Here is a 21,119-nt window from a genome sequence, read left to right on the forward strand (position 1 = left end):
CCGAAGCTATAAAGCTTAACTTTATACTCTCTGGTGACTTGACGAAAAAATTAAGGTTTTGCCACCATATTGGCAAAACCTTTTGTAAATTTCTCTTCCTAATTTAACAGTTCGTTTTAGTCAACCTAAAAATGCTTGGTCATCCAATTCTTTCATAACTATCTTTTGCAGCAAGCTTCATTTTTAAATGAGACATTTCTTTAATTACTTCCCTAATACGCTCTTCCATTGTTTTGTCAATTTCAATACTTGCAAAACCTTCTAATCCTTCACGCATAAAAAATAATGACAACTCACTTACTTTTTGACGAGTTATTTGTTCAAAGGCCATCTTATACAAGTATAACTGGGGTGTATAATATTTAACTAACTTTTGATAATCATTACTTTTATTCGTTTTTAGATCAATAAGGTGAAACTCTTCATTTTTTTCAACAATCTTATCAATTTCACCTATGATTTGTGCACCTTCTATCTCAACAATAAACGCCCATTCATTAGCATAGTTACTTCCTAGACGCAACTCATTAAGTGCCTGATATTTTGTTACTAGTTCACTCACTGCTTGTTCGTAATCACCTAGCTCTTGTTCTTCTTCGAGTAAAGCTAGCGCTTCTTCCTGTGCTTCTTCAAGAGAAAAACCGTTATCTAAAAGTTCACATGCGCGGTGAACAATCGTACCAAGTTTCGCACCTGAAACAAATTCTTTTTCTTCTACGATCTGCGGTAAGTCGTCCTGTTCAGCTAACCACTCATCCTCAATTTTCACAATGTATTTATAATAATATTTTATCGGGTCATTCATATATATCATGATTTCTGAAACTGAAAAACTAGGTAGTACCTTATCTCTGTTTTCAATTAACGGTGGTTCATATTCTTGCCCTTTTTCTTGCCACTCTTCATAGTCAGGTACATTAGAAGTTTGCTTTATACGATTTTCTAAACTCTGGTCTTGTTCCATCGCCTTAAGTAGCATGTCATACCATGAGTCTTTAGCCGGTTTATCGACAGTAGACAATACTAGATAATCCTTCGCCCTAGTAGTAGCGACATAAAATAATCGCTTTGATTCTTCAATCGCTTGATCCTTTGTTTTTTCTTTAATTCTTTCAAATGATGGTGAATATTTTTTATCAGGTTTTTTTAATGGTTCATTTTCTATTTCCTTCTCATACTGTAAAACGATCCGAACATCTTTATCAAAACGGATATTTCCTGAATCCCCTCTTGGACCTTTAGCTAAATCTGGTAAAAAGACAATTGGAAATTCTAACCCTTTAGAAGCATGTACAGTCATAATATGGACCATATTCCCTTCTGCTAACTCTACTTCTGCTTCACCTTCTTTATCCGATAAGTCTGCCAATTGTTTCACTTGCTTTAACAATTCATCTAAAGAAGCTGTTTGAAACTGAGCTAAAACATCAATTAGTTTTTCAACATTTTTAATTTGTTGCAAATTATTTTTTTGTAATAATAACATTTTTTTTAAGCCCGATTTCAAGAAAAGATCTTCAAAATATTCGCGGGTTGAAACTTGAGGACGATAAGGAACCCAATCTTCATAAAACTGTTTAAGCTTAGATAATGTACTCTTTAGCTCTTCACCGATATTGCCAACGTTATCAAATAATCCTTCGTAAATAAAGGTCGCCAAAGTAATATCTTCTTCTAAACACTCATCAATCGATAAAAAGTCTTCAACCGAAACACCAAAAAGCGGACTTCTTAGTAGCGATAATATATAAAGTGATTCCCACGGCCTATTTAACCAATTGAGAAGGGTAATCATATCTCGAATTTCTTGTTTTTCATAAAAGCCGATCCCACCATAAACGACATAGGGAATTCCCTTTTGCTTTAACGAACGTTCTAATTTTGATAATTTTGTTCTTGTTTGTATTAAGATAGCAAAATCGCTCCAAGAAGGCGCTCGCCAAGCTTCTTTGTCTGAGACAATTGATTGTCCTTCTTCCATTATTTCAAGCATACGGTTCGCAATAACTTCAAATTCTGATTGTTCATCATCCGCTTGCTCTGCTTGACCTTCTATGCCTTCTTTTGGTTCATCTTCTTTAGGGATTGTAATAAGTTCAACGCGACATTTTTGTTCTTCTATCCCGGTGCGATGACTATTAATATTCGTGTAATGAATTTTATACAACGGGTCCAATTCTGATTTTTCTGCCCCCATTATTTCATTAAACGCAATGTTTACAAAGGAAATAATACTCTCACATGTACGATAATTCGTACTCATATTAATAAAATCACTATTAAGGTCTTTCTTTGAGAAATCAACAAGTTCATTCATCAAGCTAACATCTGCTCCCCGAAATCGATAGATGGATTGTTTTCCATCTCCTACAATAAATTTATAGTTGGGTTGAATGAACGTTAACATATTCATTTGCAGTTGGTTCGTGTCTTGTGCTTCATCAATCATCATATGACGATATTTTTTTCGGCAATCATCCTGAACTTCTTTCTTTTCTAATAGAGTAATTGCCTTTTGCTGTAGATCAGAAAAATCCATTGCTGCTCGTTCTCGTTTCGCCTCATCATACTTTTCGTGGAACACTTGAAGCACTTGGACAAAAAGATTAATAATTTCTTTAATCTCTTTAATGTCAACACTTGATGGTCCTTTTAATTTTTTCCACGTCTCTTTTAAAGGTTTATATAAATACTCAAACAAATCATATAATGGTGGATTTGTTTCTTGCCATTTTTTATTTACTTTTTTCGGAAGTGCTTCTTCTAATGCCTCATATAGAACAACTGGATTTTCAAACGAAAGATCGGTTACTTCAGAAAAGTGTTCCGTAATTTTCTTTGAGGCCTTATCACTGTCATCAAGTTCCATCACATGCGGGCGTGCTTCTTTATAAAAATTCGTTAATACAAATTTACGATCACTTTCTATCGATTGTAACTGAAGCTTTACAATGGTTTCGGAATCGAAAAATGATTCGATAGAATCTACTGAAGTAATGATTTCCTTCATCTGACTATACACTGCTTTAATAGCTTCTTTCAGTTGTCCACGAGTATAAAAGTTGTACAGCGGTCGCCATTTACGATGATACTCTGGCGAATCAAACATTTCATCAAATATGTCAATTTGAATCAACTTAGCCCCAACATCATCTAACACAGTAAACTTAGGAGGGACATCTGCAAGAAACGCATATTCTCCAAGAAGTTTGTGACAAAAACTATGAAATGTAGTTATAAGGGCACCATCTAACGCATCCTTTTGTTCCTGCCAGAAATTTCTTGCAAACTCATGTTCACTCGCATCATAACGTTCATGTACATTTTGGCGTATCTCCTCTATACGTCCACGAATACGGTCCTTCATTTCACGTGCTGCTTTTTCAGTAAATGTAATGGCTACAATTTCCTCAACCGTAGCTCCTATCGGTGATTTTTTTTTCTTACCAAGACGTTCTTTTAATTTTTCTTCACATATATATACAAATCGTTCCGTCAATACACGTGTTTTACCAGAACCAGCCCCAGCAGAAATAACGACTAGTGGTTTTTCACTATATATAGCGGCTTTTTGCTCTTCGTTAAAATTCATTTAAATTCCCCCTCCCCTTCTTCAATTTGATCTTGAGTAACACGACAAACCGGTCGATAAGCACAACTGCTAATGCATTTTAAAGGCCTTACTGAGAAGTCATGACTACTTCCTTGCCAAAGTTCTTTTATTCGTTGTTTCAACTCATATTTAGCAAGTAGAGCTTCTGCTTCCAACGTTTCTTCCTTAGTCGCATAAGAATTAACGGAAAACGGACTATTCTTGCGAAAATGTTCCTCGCGCCAAACACTATTTCCAGCACGCTTTAATGGTTCTCTAAGGGAAATGTAAGATGCACCATGAGCAGTTAAATTTTCTGGTAGGCTTTCAAAACATTCCGTTAAATCAATTTGATAATGACCATTTGCAAGGCGCTTTTCCATTGCAACTAAATAAAGAGGTAATTGCAGTTTTAACCCTGGACGTACTTCTTTCTTAAAGTTTAAAGAAGCAAAACCAGATTTATAGTCATAAATAACAAAACCATGATCATCAATATCGACCCGATCGATTTTTCCTGACATTGTAATGGTTATGTCATCGTCTAGCTTTATATCAAGTTCAACGGCTTCTTCTAAACGAAATAGATGCATCGATTGAAGTTGCTTATTTTCCCAAAAGTGGTGTCTTTCAGCATGCCACCATTTTTTTAATTTTTTCAACCATTCTTCTTTTTCAATTGAAAGCTGAAGCTTCGAGAAGTCTAGATGGTTTGCTTCAACAATCGACCATTCTTCTTCAAATATATCTAGTAAAAACGTCTCAGCTGTTTCCTTCATCTCCTCAGTCAAAGCCGAAAATGGTTTTCCAATTAAGTTTAATTGCTTATAAAACTTTTCAATAATGTCATGTAACATTGAACCTACATCACGAAAATCAAGTATTGTTTGCTTTTCAACGGGCTCCTTAATTTTCAATATTCTCTCAAGAGCATATTTAAAAGGACACATGGCATAGCTTTCAAGCATTGTAACAGAAAGCTTGTCACGTTTTAATCTTTCTTCCCAATAAGGAGACACTTTTTCTATACCACCCTCAAGCTCACTTAATTTTACAACCATTCGTTCTAATGATTCTGGAAGTTGGTGGACTAATTTTCCTACCCCAACATGGTAGGCCATTTTTTCCTCATAATCATTTTGAGAGTCACTCACCTTCTCAGTATAACGATTTGCCGCACTATATTTTCGATCCTGAATTTGATCCTTCCAGGCTTCAAGGTACCCCGAAGGTAATAACGGGTTATGTGGATCAACTCCTACAACATATGAAAAAGAGACTTCATCAGCTAACTCAAATAACTGTTGGAAAAAGGTATCATCCTTTTGTCGAAATAACTTTTTTGTTGGGCTAGCATACGGAACAGGGAGATTTTTTAAATCACTTTCCTGAAAATAGCCCGACAATTTATGTCCTTTAGGGAATGTGCCTTCATTCATTCCTAAAACATATAGTATTTTCCCTTCGAATAATCCTACATCTCTAAATGAATAAAGTTGAATTCCAGTAACTGGAGTTCTTTCTACGAAAATACTTCCACCTTGAATCCCTTCATAAAGCCAATCGACAAAAATATGATAATGAACTTGTAAGTCTTGGAGACCTTGTTTTTCTAACATTTCAATCTTTCTAGAAACTAAAGTGACCAAAAAGTCATATGCCTTCCACTCTAGTCGAATTTGCTGAAGTTTTTCTGTGTTTTTTTCTTCAAGGATTTGTTTTTTCCAAGAAGATGGAAAATCACTATTAACCAATAATTCCTTTAATAAAGATAAGTATGTTATAACACTTGTTTTTTTAGGAATTGTTTTTCGAAAATCAATAAATGCTTCTACTTGTTTTTTTTCATCTTCTGGTAAAAATCCAGTTTCGATATAATTTTTCTTTTTGTTCATATAATTTATACTTTTAAAGAAATAAAGTCTAAGCATCGTATCTACTAGATCAAGGGTATCCCAGCGGTTTACAAATCTTCCATTGTGCTTTAATAAAGATTTATAAATAAACTGAATAAACTGTGTATCTTTAACCGTTTTCTTAACTGGGACCTTTAACGGGAGCTGCTTTTTTTCAGCTGCTTTAATAAGCTTTTCTTGATAAACGCTTTCGTCGGTGAGTAGAATCCCTATATTAGTAAGTGGTGTCACCTGGCTTTTCTCAGAAATTTCTTGTAAAACACCGTATATTTCTTCTTCCATAGTTGTGGCTGATTTCACCTCTACATTTGACTTAGTTATCATAATTTGCCTAATTTCTTCTTTATCTACAGTAAAACCTAGTTTTTCAAGCTGTTTTTCAGTACCTTCAACAATTTCTGCTCCTTGTAATCTAGGAAGATACACTGTAATATCTATACCCAATGAGACAAAATAAGCAATCACCATATATTGCAGTGTACTAAAATCAAGATAACCATCAATGACAATTCCACCTAAGTTTAATTCTTGATTCATTTGTAAAGAAACTGCTTCATGAATACGATTTTCAGGGTCTAATAGACGTTTCTTCTTCACCCATTCTGTCTCATATTCTCTAAAAATCGGTTCCATTTGTCTAAATTGAGTAGGTAGATTTTCTAAAGTTAACCCAATACGTTTTAGCTGACCATAAGTCTCAGCAATGGCTTTGGCCTTATGTCGTAATTCTTGAGGATTATTTAAAAAACGGTTTTTATCATTTGACATCAGTTCTTGAAAAAAAATCGTTCGTTCACTTTCTGAAACAGGAAAATAATTAATATTGGCTTTTTTTAATAATAAATCAGCGAGATCATCAAACGTTTTAAAAGCCATGCCAGCCTTGCGTTTACGTGCAGCCTGAAGCCATTTATTAGAAGGTAGTATGTAATAAATAGGTTTCCCTACTTCTTTTTGTCTTTGAAAACTTTTCGTGAGTCGATCTGTTTTAGCTACATCTTTTAAATCTGAATATTTTACTACTAGCATTTTCGCACCCCTTTTTATTCAAGTCCAAACTAATTATACTAATAATTTCCAAATGATTAAAATAATATTTCTATTTCCCCTATACATATTATACCAAAATTCAAGAACGTATGTTTCTTTCCTAGGCTAAGAAAATATATTTTTTCTGAAGTTAGAAAGTTGTCTAACGTCTGCACCTACCAGCTCAAAGGCATTTCCCCTTGTATAACACAGACCAAAATTATGGGCTCCATGTAAAGAAACATAAGTGACTATCGGATACTGTAAAGTAATAAGGTATTTATTGAATAACAGGAGAGTTCGGTTGTCTTCGTTGAACTTTAACTATTGCTTTGTACTCTCTTAGCCATATGGCTGCTAAGATTATAAAGATGAGAGCCGCTATATAATATGAAAAATTCAACCCATTCTCATAGCTAATGATTAAATAAGCGATGATTGGCCCTAAAGCAGCACCTACATCTAAAAAAACCGTGTAATACGTCATCACTATGTTGATATCAGATATTTTTCCAACATCAGTAGCTAAAGCATCAACAAGTGTTGTGATGATTGTCGTTGATAGCATGAAGAAACTAGTTATGATGATCCAAATATAAAGAGGCATCAATATAGGTATTAGGGCTAAACAAATAGCTGCAGAAGTTAAAAATATAATAAATAATGGTAACCTACCATCTTTTCCATCTGAAAGTTGACCAAACTTCAATGCTACAAATGGCTCCCACGCCCAACGAATTCCTTGAATAACCCCTGCTAATGCCGTTACCCCTATTGTCATTCCAATGATTTGTACTTGGTGACTATAATGCTTTAGCATAACAAGACTTAATGTAGAGACAAACAATCCTTGAATAATGAAAGCTAGTAACAAACCACTAATAACAACTAAAATTACTTGTTTATTAAACAATATAGTAATTGGTGTCTTAGTTTGTAATTCTATTTCTTTTTCTACTTGTTTTCTTGGGACTAACCACACGATTAGTGGAAAACCCAAAATCATTAAAGAACCAAAAACAATAGCTACTACTTTTAAACCAAAATAACTTACTAAAATACCGCCTACTAACATCCCAATTAAACTTCCAAGTCTATATAAACCATTATAAAGTCCCATCAATCTTCCACGATTTGAATTTGTAGAGCATTCTGCAACAGCGAATAAGCCCCCTAACCTTAAAAATGACCAGGAAACTCCCCATAAACACCGTAAGATAATCAAAATTATCAGTCCATAACCAACTCCGTACCCTATCGTTGTCACTACAGCTAAAAATACAGCAATCATTAGCCCACTTTTCAAAGAAATTTTGCGATATGCTAAGCCAATAAATGGGTTAATTGGAATTCTAATCAGTCGATTTAATGATAAAATTAACCCAACTTCCCAAAGTGATTGCAAACCAACTTCTTTATAATAGATTGGTAAAGCAATATAAAGCATAGAATCTCCTATTAAACAGAGGGCTGTTACTAAAGAAACAGCGATGATAGATTGTTCACTGCTATTTTTCCCGAAGTATTTACTCAATTATACGAACTCCTTTTAATTGAAAAAAAGACGATAACAGATAGTGTCAAATCGCCTTTTTCAAAGTTTTTTAAATAATTAGAGTTGACTTTGTTAGTTGCCTACTAAAAAAGTCGGTAATTCCGTCGTTTTCGTGGTCCAAAGTTACATATTTAGCTACTTTCTTTACCATAAACCGTCCATTCTCCATTGCAACCCCGCAACCTACATTTTTTAACATTTCAATATCATTTGGACCATCACCAAAAGCTACTACCTCTTGAGGTAATATTTGAAAAGAGCTTAAAACATTTTGCAGAGCATGCCATTTTGTAATCGACTTTTTCGTAATTTCAAAACTATCACCCCAATTGGCGATTTCAAAGTGAGAAAGAAGTTTTGCATACGCGTAAGAAGCTGAAGCCACATTTTGAAAATGAACAGATAATTTTAATAATGGTTCATACTTATTAGGGTAAATTCCTTTTGGTTCTATTGGACCATGGTTTAATATTTTATCTCCGATTAGATTGATCATTTCATAGTTAGCCCTTGAAGTATGACTAATCATAACTTTAGCGTAGTGGTCAGAAACTATATCAAAAACCATTGTTGCTTCAACCGGGCTAATAATGGATTGTTCTAGAATATTTTGTTTCAGTCGATCAAAAATGACTGCGCCGTTCAAACAAATTAATGGCGTATCTAGTTGTAACTCCTCATGATATTTTAATGTCATATTTATCGGGCGCCCCGTAGCTAAGATAATCTTTATTCCTTGTTTTTTCTGTTCCATTAAAAACTCTTTATTTCTACTAGATATCGTATCATCCTTTTTTAAAAGAGTACCATCTAAGTCAAGAACAATCGCTTTAACGTTTACCAACACTAACCCCTCCTATTTTGTTTTCACAAAGCTTACCATTCATAATTTAACAAAGTAGTCTTAATAGCGTTTGAATCTATTCAACATTCGCTCAGGCATAATATCTGATTGTAAAGTTCTTTAAAATAAAAAGCGGTAGTTAAGAACACGCTGTAGGAAGAATTGCATATGTAAGTTTAAAGTCAATCTGAACCTGGAGCTTTTACTTCAGTTGATGCTTTCGAAGTCTAGTAATACTTGGTGAGGGCTTCTTTATTTTTTCTTATTCGTTACCACCATAACTAACTAAAGGGATAGTATAAATACAACAAACATATTAACGTTCCTTACTCTTCTCGTAAACACCTTTTTCCTCCTGAAACTATAATAGTCGATCAACTTTGAGGTAGTATTAAGTAAATGTTATTGTTTGATAATTAAATTTTCGAAATCGTAAAATTAATTAAGTAAACTAGATTTATATTAATATTTTTAACATTTGAGTGAAAGAGAAGGTCTGAAGTGATCGAGCCGATGGCACCTGGAGCTAGACAGTTTCCAAGTTAGAAATTTATAAATTCTGATACTGTAAGAAAAGCGTAAGCGCCTTAGTCACGAGCGAAAGGCACTGGAAGGCCTTTGACAGAAGCCGCTCTTTGGCTTCCTACGTGCTTCTGCGTCTTCTAGTATTGCTTCGTAGTAAGCTTCCTCGAAGCAGTGTTTTGTGCGACGAGTAACCGCAGGAGCAAAGCTGCATGAAGCTATTCAGAGACGTTATTCAAGTAGTTATTGAAGTCAGTTGCTTGACTGAAGTGACCGAGCTCGTAGGCGCTGAAGCTAGACAGTTTTCAAGTTAGAAATTTATAAATTCTGTACTGTAAAAAAAGTGATTTACTCTAAAGTTTAGAGCAAATCACTTTATCCTTACCATTCGATTGACAATCTACAACTATATGTTATGGCCTAATTCAAAATAAATATTTATGCAAAATGTCTATTCCGGCTATTAGCAAGCCATGATTGATATATGATATCTTGATAGCTATCAATCAATTGGTCAAAGATCTCATCCCACGAAAGAGTTAACGCAAAACGTCGTGCATTTTCTGCAAATTCATTACGCAAATATTCTTTCTCTAATAGAGTTGTAGTTTGATAAACAAATTCTTCTACATTTTTCTTACCGCATAAAAAGCCAGTTTCTCCATGACAAATAAGATGTTGAACACCTCCCTCGTTCGCTCCAATAACAGGTATTCCAGAGGCAAGTGCTTCTAATACAACATTTCCAAACGTTTCTGTAGATGAAGGAAAGATAAAGACATCACTAGAGGCATAAATCCCTGCCAATTCCTCACCTTTTTTAAATCCTGTCCATGTAATATTCGGATATTTTTGTTCAGATAACTGCTTAAATAGTGGACCATCCCCAACAATAAGAAGATGGGTATCTTTTTTTACCCTTTCTGGTAATGCATGAAATGTCTCTAAAACAATATGAACATCTTTTTCTGGAGCAATCCTCCCAACATAGAGAAGAACATTCTTCTCGTTAACATTATAATTTTTTCTCATGTCAGATGCTCGTTTAAGTGGTGTGAAAAAATTATGATTTACACCTCTTCCCCAAATATCGATATTATTGTGTATTTTTTGGTTAAGCAGCTTTTCTTTCGTACTTTGTGAAGGGACATAAACTTTTTCAAAAGAATCATGAAACCATGCCATGTATTTCCAAATCCATTTTTGCAAAAAGGTTAAATGGTAATACTCTAGGTAATCATCAAAATGCGTATGATAGGATGCTACCATTGGAATATTGTGTTTTTTTCCATAATGAAGACCAAAAAGTCCAAGATTAAAAGGGGTAGCAATATGAATAAGAGTTGGCTTGAATTCTTCTAATGTTTGCTTTATGTGCACTGGATTAGGAAGGGCTATTCTGCATTCAGGGTACAATAAGAAAGGAATACTTGTAAAACGTTGAACTTGAGGGACTATTGGAACTGCTGTGCTACTTTCCGGAACAAATAACTTATATTCAATACCCTTCTTTTCTAAATAGTCCGTGTATCGCTTTAAAGTTTTTGCAACCCCATTAATTTCAGGGGCGTAGGTATCAGAAAATATAGCTATACGCATTTTCACTCACTCCCATAATTAGTAGTTTCAATTACAACTTAACAAATAATTATGAAAATAATATTTAGCTCATATTAAGGTTTCACAAAAATCTCAACATGACACTAACGTGATCTTTACATTTATGTATTATGATAGAAAGTAGAAGGAAGCGTAGTGAATACTTTAAACCTACAATAATAGTACTGGTAGGGAGCTTCGTTGGACCGATTTGTAAATTGGATTTCTGCAAATGATACTCAGCTTTTTCACTTCGTAAATCAAAAATTAAGATGTAGAGCATTTGACTATATCCTACCTAAAATTACCCATGTAGGGGGAGCTACATTTACAATACTTACATTGCTTATCGTGATGATCTTTTCAGAAAAAGTTGTTCAGACATGGGCTATTGAAGCCCTTATTTCCCTATCCTTAAGTCATATCATCGTTCACATTATTAAAAAAATTTATTGCCGTGAGCGACCTTATAACAAATTAGCTAACGTTACATTATGCTCAAACCCACTTAAAGATTACTCATTCCCCTCCGGTCATACAACGGCTGCTTTTTCTATAGCTATCGTTTTTTCTCTCCACATGCCAATGTTGGCCATTTTCTTTTTACCTATCGCCATTTTAGTTGGAGTTTCACGCATGTATCTCGGTCTACATTATCCAACTGACTGTATTATTGGTGCAGTTCTAGGGACTGTATCCTCGATCATTGTTGTGGTTTGCTCATTCGTTTTCTTTTCTGGATAATAGTAATGATTGAATGAGTCTCACTCTAGAGTGTATATGATAATATGTCTTCAAAGACTTCGATCGGTCTTTCTTCTGTTATAAGATGACCTGTTTTTTTATATGTAATAAGTTTTGCATTTGGTAAATCACAAACTAACTTCTTACCGATGTTTACTGAAACAACATTGTCCTCTTCACCCCATATTAATAATGTCGGCGTTTGAATAACTTTAAGTTGATCAGGCTGTAAGTCTCCTTCACGGTATCTAAGTAAACGAGTAAGCGACTGATAAAACTTCTTTTCTAATAAGGGTTTACGAAATTCATTAATCAGTTCATCGTTGATTAAAGAGTGATTATAAACTACATTTTCCAAGTAATCTTTCACTTCTTTTTTATGAATGTAGTAGTAGATAAAATAGTCAAAGAACGGTAAATAGGATGCATATATCAGGAATTTTTTTGCTCGTTTCAAATAACCAGAGCATCCTAACAGAATCAATTTATTGATTTTTTCTGGCACAGCTTTAGCAGTATATAAAGCTATTTGCCCACCCATAGAGTGGCCAACAATCGTTACATTTGTAAGCCTAAAATAATCGATACACTGCACAATTAATTCTGCATAATTTTTAAAAGAATACATAAAGTTTGTAGATTTTTCACTTCTTCCAAAGCCTGGCAAATCGATAGCAATTAAGGAAAAATATTTTTCTAATAGAGGAAAAAGGCGGTTAAAGGTGTACGTAGAGGATGCAAATCCATGTATTAAGAGCATTGGCGGTTTTCCATTCATAACATGTTCACAAAAAATTTTAACATTAGAAATTGTAATAAACTCGCTATTAATTTGATTTATCTCCATAAAATACCAACTCCACATTATTTTTCAAATGTATTATGTACAACGATCGAATGAATAATGTGGAGTTATACTTATAGGAATTTCATTTTGAAAAGTATTAAATTGAAACTTTATAGTCAAGATCATTTTCAATAAGACTTACAGAAGGCCTACCGATATAGTAACCTTGGGCATAATCGACCTTTAACTTTTTTAATACTTGTAGCTCTTCAAACCTTTCGACCCCTTCTGCTATAACTTTAGAGTTTGCTTGAGAGGCATATTGAACAAATAGATTAACTAGCTCTTGTTGGGAATTATTTTTATCTATCTTTTGAATAAATGATCGATCCAATTTAATGAAATCCGGCTTTATACACATCATCGTTTTCAAACTATTATACCCTGCACCAACGTCATCGATAGCAATTTTAAAGCCTTGATAACGGTAATTAGCTAATACTCTCTCAAATTGAGTATAATCATGTACTGCTTGCTTTTCCGTTATTTCAAAAACAATTTGCCTCGGATCAAGCCCGTATTTCTCTACGAAAAAAAGTGTTTCTCCGCTTCGGTAATTTGCAGCATTTAATACTTTAGGATGAACATTTAAAAAGATAAACTCTTTATTTGTATTTTTGTTTTTCCGACTTAGTTCAACGTATTTCTCAATTGAATGCTGACGTGTTAACTTCTCAAATTGAAATATTTGATCTGTATCCCCTAAAAACTGATAAAAATCTTCGGTCGATGAAAAGTTTCTTGTTTTAATTGGACGATTTAATGCTTCATAACCTATTAATGAGCTGTTCACAACACCTACAATAGGTTGAAACAATGTATTAATATTTTTATATTTTAATACTTGTAATATTTCACCATACTTTAACTTTTTTAACTCCATATGCCTAGCTAAACTTCGATTAAATTTCCATCTTTGAAAGAAACTTTTATTTTGGAGTACTTTTATTACCATGTATAATCCCCAATCTTTCATATATTAACTTCACATGAACTTATTTCTTCAATTTCATATCTTATTAATTTAGCTTAAATTGTTTTGTGAGGTTTAATAATGAATTAGATGTTTGTGTTAACTTTGATCCAATTTCATTGGTTTTTTCCATTTGCTGTATTTGCTCATCGCTTGTTGCAAACATTTCCTCAGCACTAGCCAAAGTTTCCTGGGAAACCGAAGCAAAGCTAATCGTTGTTGACTCAATACTCGGTAAGATCAATTGTAGCTCTTCAAGTTGTTCTTGAGTCCCTAATATTTTAGTACTAACCGAGTTAATTTCTTCCATAAGATTATCAAAAGAAGCTTTTGATTCATTTGCTGCTGATAAGTTCGCCTTTATTTTTGTCAAAACATGATCGAACTCGTTTGTAGCTACGATACTAACTTGTTCCATGGTCCCAATGGATTGAGTGATTTCTTCGGTTGCAATTGTTGATTGTTCTGCTAATTTACGTACTTCGTTAGCTACTACAGCAAAGCCTCTACCAGATTCGCCAGCTCTAGCAGCTTCAATAGTAGCATTAAGCGCAAGTAGTTTTGTTTGTTCTGCTATTCCATTGATTAACCCAACTAAATTAGCAATAGAGCTTGAATGATTTTTTACTTGTTGGATTGTTTTTGTCATATGATCAAAATCTTTTTCAAAAGAATGAATGGTTTTAATTAATTGAGTAATATTTTTCTCTCCACATTGAGCAGATGTGTTCATACCAATTGAACTTTTATAAACTAAGTTAATGTTACCCATCATTTCTTCAACTTTTTGCTTTATATCTTTGAAACTATTTACACTACTTTCTGAATTCGCCGCTGTTTGGTCAGCCCCTTCTTTCACAACACTAATAGCTTCAATCAGCTGACGACTATACTCTAGCGCTCCTTCAGAGGATCTCTTCAATTCACTACCAGTATTTTCTAACTCGACTGTCGTATCTGTAATTTCATTTAACATTTGTCGCATTTGCCCAACCATCGCATTATAACTCTTATTTAAAGAAATAATTTCAGGTAATGTTGTTTTAATGGAAATTGCACTACTAAAATTTCCTTCTCGAACTTCCCTCATCGTATTTTGCAAAACGTTTAATGGGTTCGTTATTGATTGTACAAATAATAAAATAATAATAACCGAAATAATTAGACTAACAATAATCACCATTATTGTAAATTTAGCAATCTCATTTATTGGGTCTATATAAGATTTTGATGGTACAACGATCAAATACATAGCATCAATTTCCTTTAATTCGTGCGTTGATATTGTATAATCTTCTCCTTCCATACTTGTATGGAATACTCTTGTTTCATTTTTTTGAATTGTTTCTAATAGAGATGGATAAAGCAAGATATCTATGTCCTGATTTATTTGAAAAGGTGTAATTTCGTTATTATTTATGTAATAAAAGTAAGCTTCAATCCCATCCTCATTTAACTGTCCTTGTTGTGAACGGACATTTACTTCTAGTTGTTGCATAAAATAATCCATATCACTTACATACAAAAAATTTAAATTTGTTGCTATATAGGACATTATTTCTGCTTCCCTTTGTAAGCGATTTTCAATCGTATGGATGACTGTTTCTTTTGCTTTTATATAGGATGTTATTCCAACGGCGTTAGTAGCTATAATTAATAATGTAATAAACAGAAATAACAATCGATTTCGCAAACTTATCTTTGATAATACAGTATGAAAAGTATTCAAATAATTTTTTTTACTTTCTTTCTTTGAGTTTTTTTTACTAAAATAAATATATTTCACGAAAAGCAACCCCCTAGTTTCTACACGATATGACAAATATACCAATAATTTGTTAAGGAAATATTAATCATATGTAAAAGTTATTATTAAAAAATTATAAAAGTCTTTCTATGAGTTGAATATATGATATTGAAAAGCGAACTGGAGTAAGCTAATGAGTCAACAATAAATTAGAGCAACAGAAAAAGCCTATGACGAATAGGCTTTTCTCCATTAGCGGCGAATCTAAAAACCTTTTAAGGGATATTCATCATCATGATAAGTACATGGATGATTAAGGGATCTTGCGCTTTTCTTTATGTAAGGTAAATCTTGATGGTGCATCATATATCCAACGCCTCTAACTGTTTTTATATACGAGGGTTTACTACGACATGGCTCAATTTTTTCCCTAATTCTGCTTATAAAAACATCAATAACACGTACATCTGCTAAAAATTCTTCCTCGTTTAGTACCGATAAAAGTTGTTCTCGTGATATAGCTGTTCCTTTGTTTTGAGATAAATATAAAATGATTTCGAACTCTTTTCTTGTAAAATCAACGATCTTATCATTTATCCTAATGGTATAATTTGAGGGACAAATTGTAAGTTCTCCAATTATAATTATGTCATGGTTATTAGCACCATTAGAAAATTTCTCCTTGTTTTTTGGCCATGAAATACTTTGACGTCTCAAAATTGATTTAACTCGCGCCACCAATTCCTTAGATCTAACTGGTTTTCGAATATAATCATCTGCTCCTAGTTCTAATCCAAGTACTAAATCAAATTCTTCGTCTTTCTCCGACATTAGAATCAAGGGTGTCCAATTATCTTTTTGCAGCCGTAACGTCCTACAAAAGTCAAATGCTTGGAATCTGATAAAGTCTAAATCAAGAAGGATTATAGTAGGTTCAAATCTATCTACTATTTCTAGAGCTTCTTCTATATCATTTGTATGAATTAGTCCAAAGCCTGCAGCGTTAAAATCCTCTCTGATTTTTGTTGTGATAATCGGGTCTGGATTTATCTTGAGTATTAGTTGGCTCATCCTTACCTCCAGAAACTAACTTTAACAAAAAGAGTAGGTATAATCCCACTCTCTTTGTCAGCTTATCATTAGTTTAAGTCAAAATATTGGCCATTTACTTCGTAAATGATTAACTCAGCAATATTTGTCGCATAGTCAGCTATTCTTTCAATATAGCGTGAAATAAAAGCTAACTGAGTTACTTGTTCAATTTCTAATTGATCTGAGATCACAATATTAAAAAGTTGTTTCACAAACTTGGCATACATATCATCAACTTGATCATCAAGGTGAGCTATTTGTTGCGCTTCTAAAACATTTCCTGATTCATAGGCTCTTAATGCATTTGTTACCATTCCACTAGCAATGATAGCCATTTCTACTAATATTGTTGTATCAATTTCCATTTCTGTTTTAGGAATTCTTTCTGCGGCTTTACAAATATCAACCGCTAAATCACCTACACGCTCTAGGTCACTAGATATCTTAAAGGCAACGATAATTTTTCTAAGATCTGAGGCAACAGGTTGCTGTCTAGCTATTAGTAACGTTGCTTTTTCATTAACAACTAATTCTTGCTGATTGATTTTCAGATCGTTTACTTTAATAATTTTAAATTTTTCAATATCATTATTAACAAAAGCATCCATTGCATTATGAAAGGCTTGATCTACTTGTTGGCCTAGTAGGACAATACTTTCTTTTAAGCTACCTAATCCTATGTGAAACGTTTCTCTTGTGTGCATGAACTTTTCGCCCCTTAGCCAAATCTTCCGGTAATATAATCTTCTGTTCGTTTGTCTGATGGATTGGAGAAAATGACATTTGTATCATCATATTCAACTACTTCACCATTTAAGAAAAAAGCCGTTTTATCTGAAATTCGAGCTGCTTGCTGCATATTATGAGTAACAATTACGATACTATAGTCTTTCTTAAGTTCTTGTACGAGTTCTTCAACTTTTAAAGTCGAAATGGGATCTAATGCAGATGTTGGTTCATCCATTAATATGACATCTGGTTCGATTGCTAAACATCGCGCAATACATAAACGTTGTTGTTGTCCACCCGATAATCCATATGCATTCTCCTGAAGTCTGTCTTTCACTTCATCCCAAATAGCTGCTCCTCGTAAACTTTTTTCAACGATTTCCTTTAATAATTTTTTATCTCTTATACCATGAATTTTAGGTCCGTACGCTACATTTTCAAAAATTGATTTCGGAAATGGATTTGGTTTTTGAAACACCATTCCGACGCGAGTACGAAGTTCTTCTACTCTGTATGACTTTTCAAAAATATTTCGCTCTCGGTATAAAATTTCACCTGTAATGCGAACAGTCGGAACTAGCTCTACCATTCTATTTAATGTTTTAATATACGTTGATTTTCCGCAACCAGAAGGTCCTATAATAGCTGTAACTTCATTTTCATAAATTGGAAGATCAATATTTTTCAAGGCATGATCTTTTCCGTACCAAAGGTTTAGACTTTTCGTGTTATAGACAATTTTTTTCTTATCTGCGAGAACTGCATTTGATGCTATATTACGATCCGCTTCATTTACTTCCTTAACCATATCCTTTACAGTTAAAGTTGCCATCTAACATTCCCCCATATATTAAATTTAAAATCTGTTTTGAAATTTGTTTCTAATGACAATGGCAATTGAATTCATAACAAACAACACAATTAATAATACAAGAATAGTTGCAGCAGCGAGATTTGCATATTCATCAACTAAAACAGAGTCTATTGTCCAATAATAAATTTGCATTGGCATTACTGTAAATCGATCAAATATCCCACTAGGAATAGGTATTAATAATGCTGGAATACCTATAACGACAAGTGGTGCAGTTTCTCCAATTGCTCTCGATAACGCTAAAATAACACCTGTTAAAATTCCTGGTATAGCCGCGGGAAGTATGACATTTTTGATTGTTTGCCATTTTGTAGCACCCATTCCGTAAGAAGCTTCTCTCAAAAATTGTGGGACAGAGCGTATGGCTTCTTGACTAGCGACCACTACAATTGGTAAAACGAGTAGAGACATCGTTAGCCCACCTGCTAATACGATTGAACCGAGACCAAATAGGCGTACGAAAACTGTTAATCCTAATAAACCAAAAACAATAGATGGAACTCCAGCCAAATTAGTTATATTTGTTTGAATAAACGAATGTAACTTCCCTTTCTTCGCATATTCTTCTAAATAAATGGCTGTTCCTACCCCGAGAAACATTGTTACTGGTCCAACAATCACCATTAACCATAATGTCCCTACAATAGCACCTTGAATTCCTGCTCGTTCAGGTCTTGTCGATAATTTATTCATTAAAAACTCAAGGTTAAGCCAACCGATACTATCTACATATACTCGAGAAAGTAAGATGACAAGGATAACTAACCCAAATAATGTAGATAGTAAAAACAAATTTTTTACAAGCTGATTTATAAAAAGTCTCGTATTCATTCTCTTTTGAACGATATTGAGATCAATATATTTCATGTTTAGTAAACCTCCCTATATTTTCGGGAAATATATCTTGCTAGTAAATTCATTAATAATGTAAAAACAAATAATGTCATTGCTACAGCGTATAAACTATAATAAGCAGTTGTCCCGGCTGCAGCATCTCCACTTGTTACTTCAACAATATAAGCCGTCATTGTTTGCATAGATTGAGTAATATCAAATGTAAAGTTTTTTGAACTACCACTTGCGATGGTTACAATCATTGTTTCTCCTATCGCTCTTGAAATACCTAGTACAAAAGAGGCGATAATCCCAGAAATTGCAGCAGGAATAACAACACGCATTGTGACTTCAAATTTTGTTGCACCTAAAGCCATAGCCCCTTCTCTCATCGAATTAGGAACTGAATTCATGGCATCTTCAGAAAGTGATGCTACTAATGGAATAATCATAATTCCCATCACAATACCTGGACTTAATGCATTCGTCGCTTGTAGAGCTGGTATAAATTCTCTTAATATTGGTGTTACGAATGTAAAAGCAAAGAATCCATAAACTATTGTTGGTATTCCAGCTAGAACTTCAATGATTGGTTTTAATATTTTTCTTGTATTTTCCGTTGCGTACTCACTTAAAAAAACGGCTGTTGTTAAACCTATTGGAATAGCAACAAACATGGCAATAACAGATGTCAGTAACGTCCCCATCACTAATGGTAAGATACTGAATTTAGGCTCAACAGGACTTAATGGTCTTAATTCTGTACTGGTGAAAAATTGTATAAAAGATACTTCTTTAAAAAATAATACTGTTTCAAAAACTAATGTCATTACAATTCCTACAGTAGTTAAGATAGAAATAAGTGCTGTAAGAAAAAGAACAACGGGAACGATTTTTTCGATGATGCTTGTAGCACTAGTTGACTGTTTCTTCTTATAGATTAGATCTTTGACGCTCTCTATCTTCGCCATGATGAACTGCCCCTTCCCTTACTCATTCTCTTTAAGTTAAAACTATAATACATGAAAATAGTATGAAGACGAGGTGTACTTGCGTACAGCCCATCTTCAAACTATGATCAGGCATTTACTTGATTGATTTTACAAACTCTAAACTTTCCTGTAATTCCGCTTTAGGAAGAGGTGCAAATCCAGTCTCCCCTGCAAATTTACCAGCACCTTCTCCAAATACGTACTCAGCGAAGGCTTTAACTTGTGCCTTTTCCTTAGCTGAGTCAATACTTAAGTTTGTAAATACTGGACGAGTAAATGGACCATACTCACCGTCTTCTGCTATTGTGTCTAATGAAGGACCTACAGGACCATTTCCAAAATCTACTTTAACAGCCGTAATTTTATCTGAGTTATTTGCATAGTAACCATATCCGAAAAATGCAATTCCATTTTTGTCTTCAGAAACTAAATTTACTAATGTAGAATATTCTTGTTGTAAGTTAATTCCATTTACTAAATCTTGCTTTTGAAGTAGTACTTCAACGAAAAATTCATACGTTCCATGGTTCTCGTTTGGACCATAAAAGTTAATTTTTTCAGCTGGCCATTCCGGTCGAATATCTGACCATAAAACTTCATCATTATCTTTAATCGCTCCAGTTACGAACATTGTTGTAATTTCTTCTTCAGTCATCTCAGTTGCCCAATCGTTTTGAGGGTTAATAACTAATGTCATACCATCAAGAGCAATTTTAAATTCTTTTGAATCAATATTATTTGCTTCTAGTTCTGCTATTTCTTCTTCTTTAATTTCACGCGAAGCATTCGAAAAGTCTGTTTCTCCAACTACATATTTTTTCATTCCAGCACTTGTTCCTGCACGACTAACCTCTACACTTACGTTTGGTTCAACTTCTACCATATACTCTTCAGCTATACGAGCCATTAAAGGATAAACTGTACCAGAACCATCGATAACAACTGATCCAGAGAGTTTTTCTTCTTGAATTTCTTGCTCTGTTTCTATTTGATTAGTAGACTCCTCGTTTTTCTCACTTGCTGTGTCGTTGTTGCCACATGCTACAACCATTGCCATTAATGTTACCAAAGCTAGTAATAAAAAAATCTTTTTGAAATTCACTACTAATTTCCTCCCTATGTTTAACCTTCAGAATTTGTTTGATAGAGTTTGTTTTTTCTCTATCACAATTGCTAGTATAGTAGCGGAATGTTAAGGGGGAATAAATTAGATGTAAATGATTTGTAATG

15 protein-coding genes are annotated in these 21,119 nt (G+C 33.7%); 1 reads left to right on the forward strand and 14 read right to left on the reverse strand.

All coding sequences use genetic code 11. The features are described from left to right. Positions 1 to 139: 139 nt before the first annotated feature. The 5 genes from BKP37_RS18525 to BKP37_RS18545 all read right to left on the reverse strand — a co-directional run bounded on the left by BKP37_RS18525 (position 140) and on the right by BKP37_RS18545 (position 11,057). Positions 140 to 3,592, reverse strand: coding sequence for a UvrD-helicase domain-containing protein (locus BKP37_RS18525; protein ID WP_071311109.1), 3,453 nt, complete (start codon positions 3,590 to 3,592; stop codon positions 140 to 142). Further along, positions 3,589 to 6,537, reverse strand: a complete 2,949-nt coding sequence (locus BKP37_RS18530) for a PD-(D/E)XK nuclease family protein (protein WP_071311110.1) — start codon at positions 6,535 to 6,537, stop codon at positions 3,589 to 3,591. Before BKP37_RS18530 ends, BKP37_RS18525 begins: the two co-directional genes overlap by 4 nt. A 280-nt stretch (positions 6,538 to 6,817) precedes the next feature. Beyond that, the gene (locus tag BKP37_RS18535) at positions 6,818 to 8,071 is read right to left on the reverse strand and encodes an MFS transporter (protein ID WP_071311111.1); all 1,254 of its coding nucleotides are present in this window, start codon (positions 8,069 to 8,071) and stop codon (positions 6,818 to 6,820) included. 70 nt (positions 8,072 to 8,141) lie between these two features. Beyond that, on the reverse strand, positions 8,142 to 8,936 hold the full coding sequence (locus BKP37_RS18540) for a Cof-type HAD-IIB family hydrolase (protein ID WP_071311112.1): 795 nt from the start codon (positions 8,934 to 8,936) through the stop codon (positions 8,142 to 8,144). A gap of 960 nt (positions 8,937 to 9,896) precedes the next feature. Beyond that, positions 9,897 to 11,057: a glycosyltransferase family 4 protein gene (locus BKP37_RS18545; protein ID WP_071311113.1), complete on the reverse strand. Its 1,161-nt coding sequence runs from the start codon at positions 11,055 to 11,057 to the stop codon at positions 9,897 to 9,899. 201 nt (positions 11,058 to 11,258) lie between these two features. On the opposite strand from BKP37_RS18545, the gene BKP37_RS18550 reads away from it, so the two are divergent. Continuing rightward, positions 11,259 to 11,801 (forward strand): phosphatase PAP2 family protein, encoded by a 543-nt coding sequence (locus tag BKP37_RS18550; protein ID WP_071311114.1) that lies wholly within the window; start codon positions 11,259 to 11,261, stop codon positions 11,799 to 11,801. Between the two features lie 25 nt (positions 11,802 to 11,826). Here BKP37_RS18550 and BKP37_RS18555 read toward each other — a convergent pair whose 3' ends face one another. The 9 genes from BKP37_RS18555 to BKP37_RS18595 all read right to left on the reverse strand — a co-directional run bounded on the left by BKP37_RS18555 (position 11,827) and on the right by BKP37_RS18595 (position 20,991). Continuing rightward, entirely contained in the window at positions 11,827 to 12,648 is an 822-nt protein-coding gene (locus BKP37_RS18555) for an alpha/beta fold hydrolase (RefSeq protein WP_071311115.1), read from the reverse strand. A 97-nt stretch (positions 12,649 to 12,745) separates the two neighbouring features. Beyond that, entirely contained in the window at positions 12,746 to 13,603 is an 858-nt protein-coding gene (locus BKP37_RS18560) for an EAL domain-containing protein (protein ID WP_071311116.1), read from the reverse strand. 64 nt (positions 13,604 to 13,667) lie between these two features. Next, the gene (locus BKP37_RS18565) at positions 13,668 to 15,407 is read right to left on the reverse strand and encodes a methyl-accepting chemotaxis protein (protein ID WP_084034887.1); all 1,740 of its coding nucleotides are present in this window, start codon (positions 15,405 to 15,407) and stop codon (positions 13,668 to 13,670) included. Between the two features lie 225 nt (positions 15,408 to 15,632). Further along, on the reverse strand, positions 15,633 to 16,439 hold the full coding sequence (locus BKP37_RS18570) for a response regulator transcription factor (protein WP_071311117.1): 807 nt from the start codon (positions 16,437 to 16,439) through the stop codon (positions 15,633 to 15,635). A gap of 68 nt (positions 16,440 to 16,507) precedes the next feature. Next, a complete protein-coding gene (gene phoU / locus BKP37_RS18575) occupies positions 16,508 to 17,164 on the reverse strand; it encodes a phosphate signaling complex protein PhoU (RefSeq protein ID WP_071311118.1) in 657 nt (218 codons plus the stop codon). A 14-nt stretch (positions 17,165 to 17,178) separates the two neighbouring features. Continuing rightward, positions 17,179 to 17,997 (reverse strand): phosphate ABC transporter ATP-binding protein PstB, encoded by an 819-nt coding sequence (pstB, locus tag BKP37_RS18580; RefSeq protein WP_071311207.1) that lies wholly within the window; start codon positions 17,995 to 17,997, stop codon positions 17,179 to 17,181. A gap of 48 nt (positions 17,998 to 18,045) precedes the next feature. Continuing rightward, positions 18,046 to 18,930: a phosphate ABC transporter permease PstA gene (gene pstA / locus BKP37_RS18585; RefSeq protein ID WP_071311119.1), complete on the reverse strand. Its 885-nt coding sequence runs from the start codon at positions 18,928 to 18,930 to the stop codon at positions 18,046 to 18,048. Positions 18,931 to 18,932: 2 nt separating this feature from the next. Then, complete coding sequence (gene pstC / locus BKP37_RS18590; protein WP_071311120.1) at positions 18,933 to 19,868, reverse strand: phosphate ABC transporter permease subunit PstC; 936 nt, start codon at positions 19,866 to 19,868, stop codon at positions 18,933 to 18,935. A 115-nt stretch (positions 19,869 to 19,983) separates the two neighbouring features. Then, positions 19,984 to 20,991, reverse strand: a complete 1,008-nt coding sequence (locus BKP37_RS18595) for a PstS family phosphate ABC transporter substrate-binding protein (protein ID WP_084034891.1) — start codon at positions 20,989 to 20,991, stop codon at positions 19,984 to 19,986. Between the last annotated feature and the right edge of the window lie 128 nt (positions 20,992 to 21,119).

The organism is Anaerobacillus alkalilacustris (assembly GCF_001866005.1).
In the GTDB taxonomy this organism is placed as follows: domain Bacteria; phylum Bacillota; class Bacilli; order Bacillales; family Anaerobacillaceae; genus Anaerobacillus; species Anaerobacillus alkalilacustris.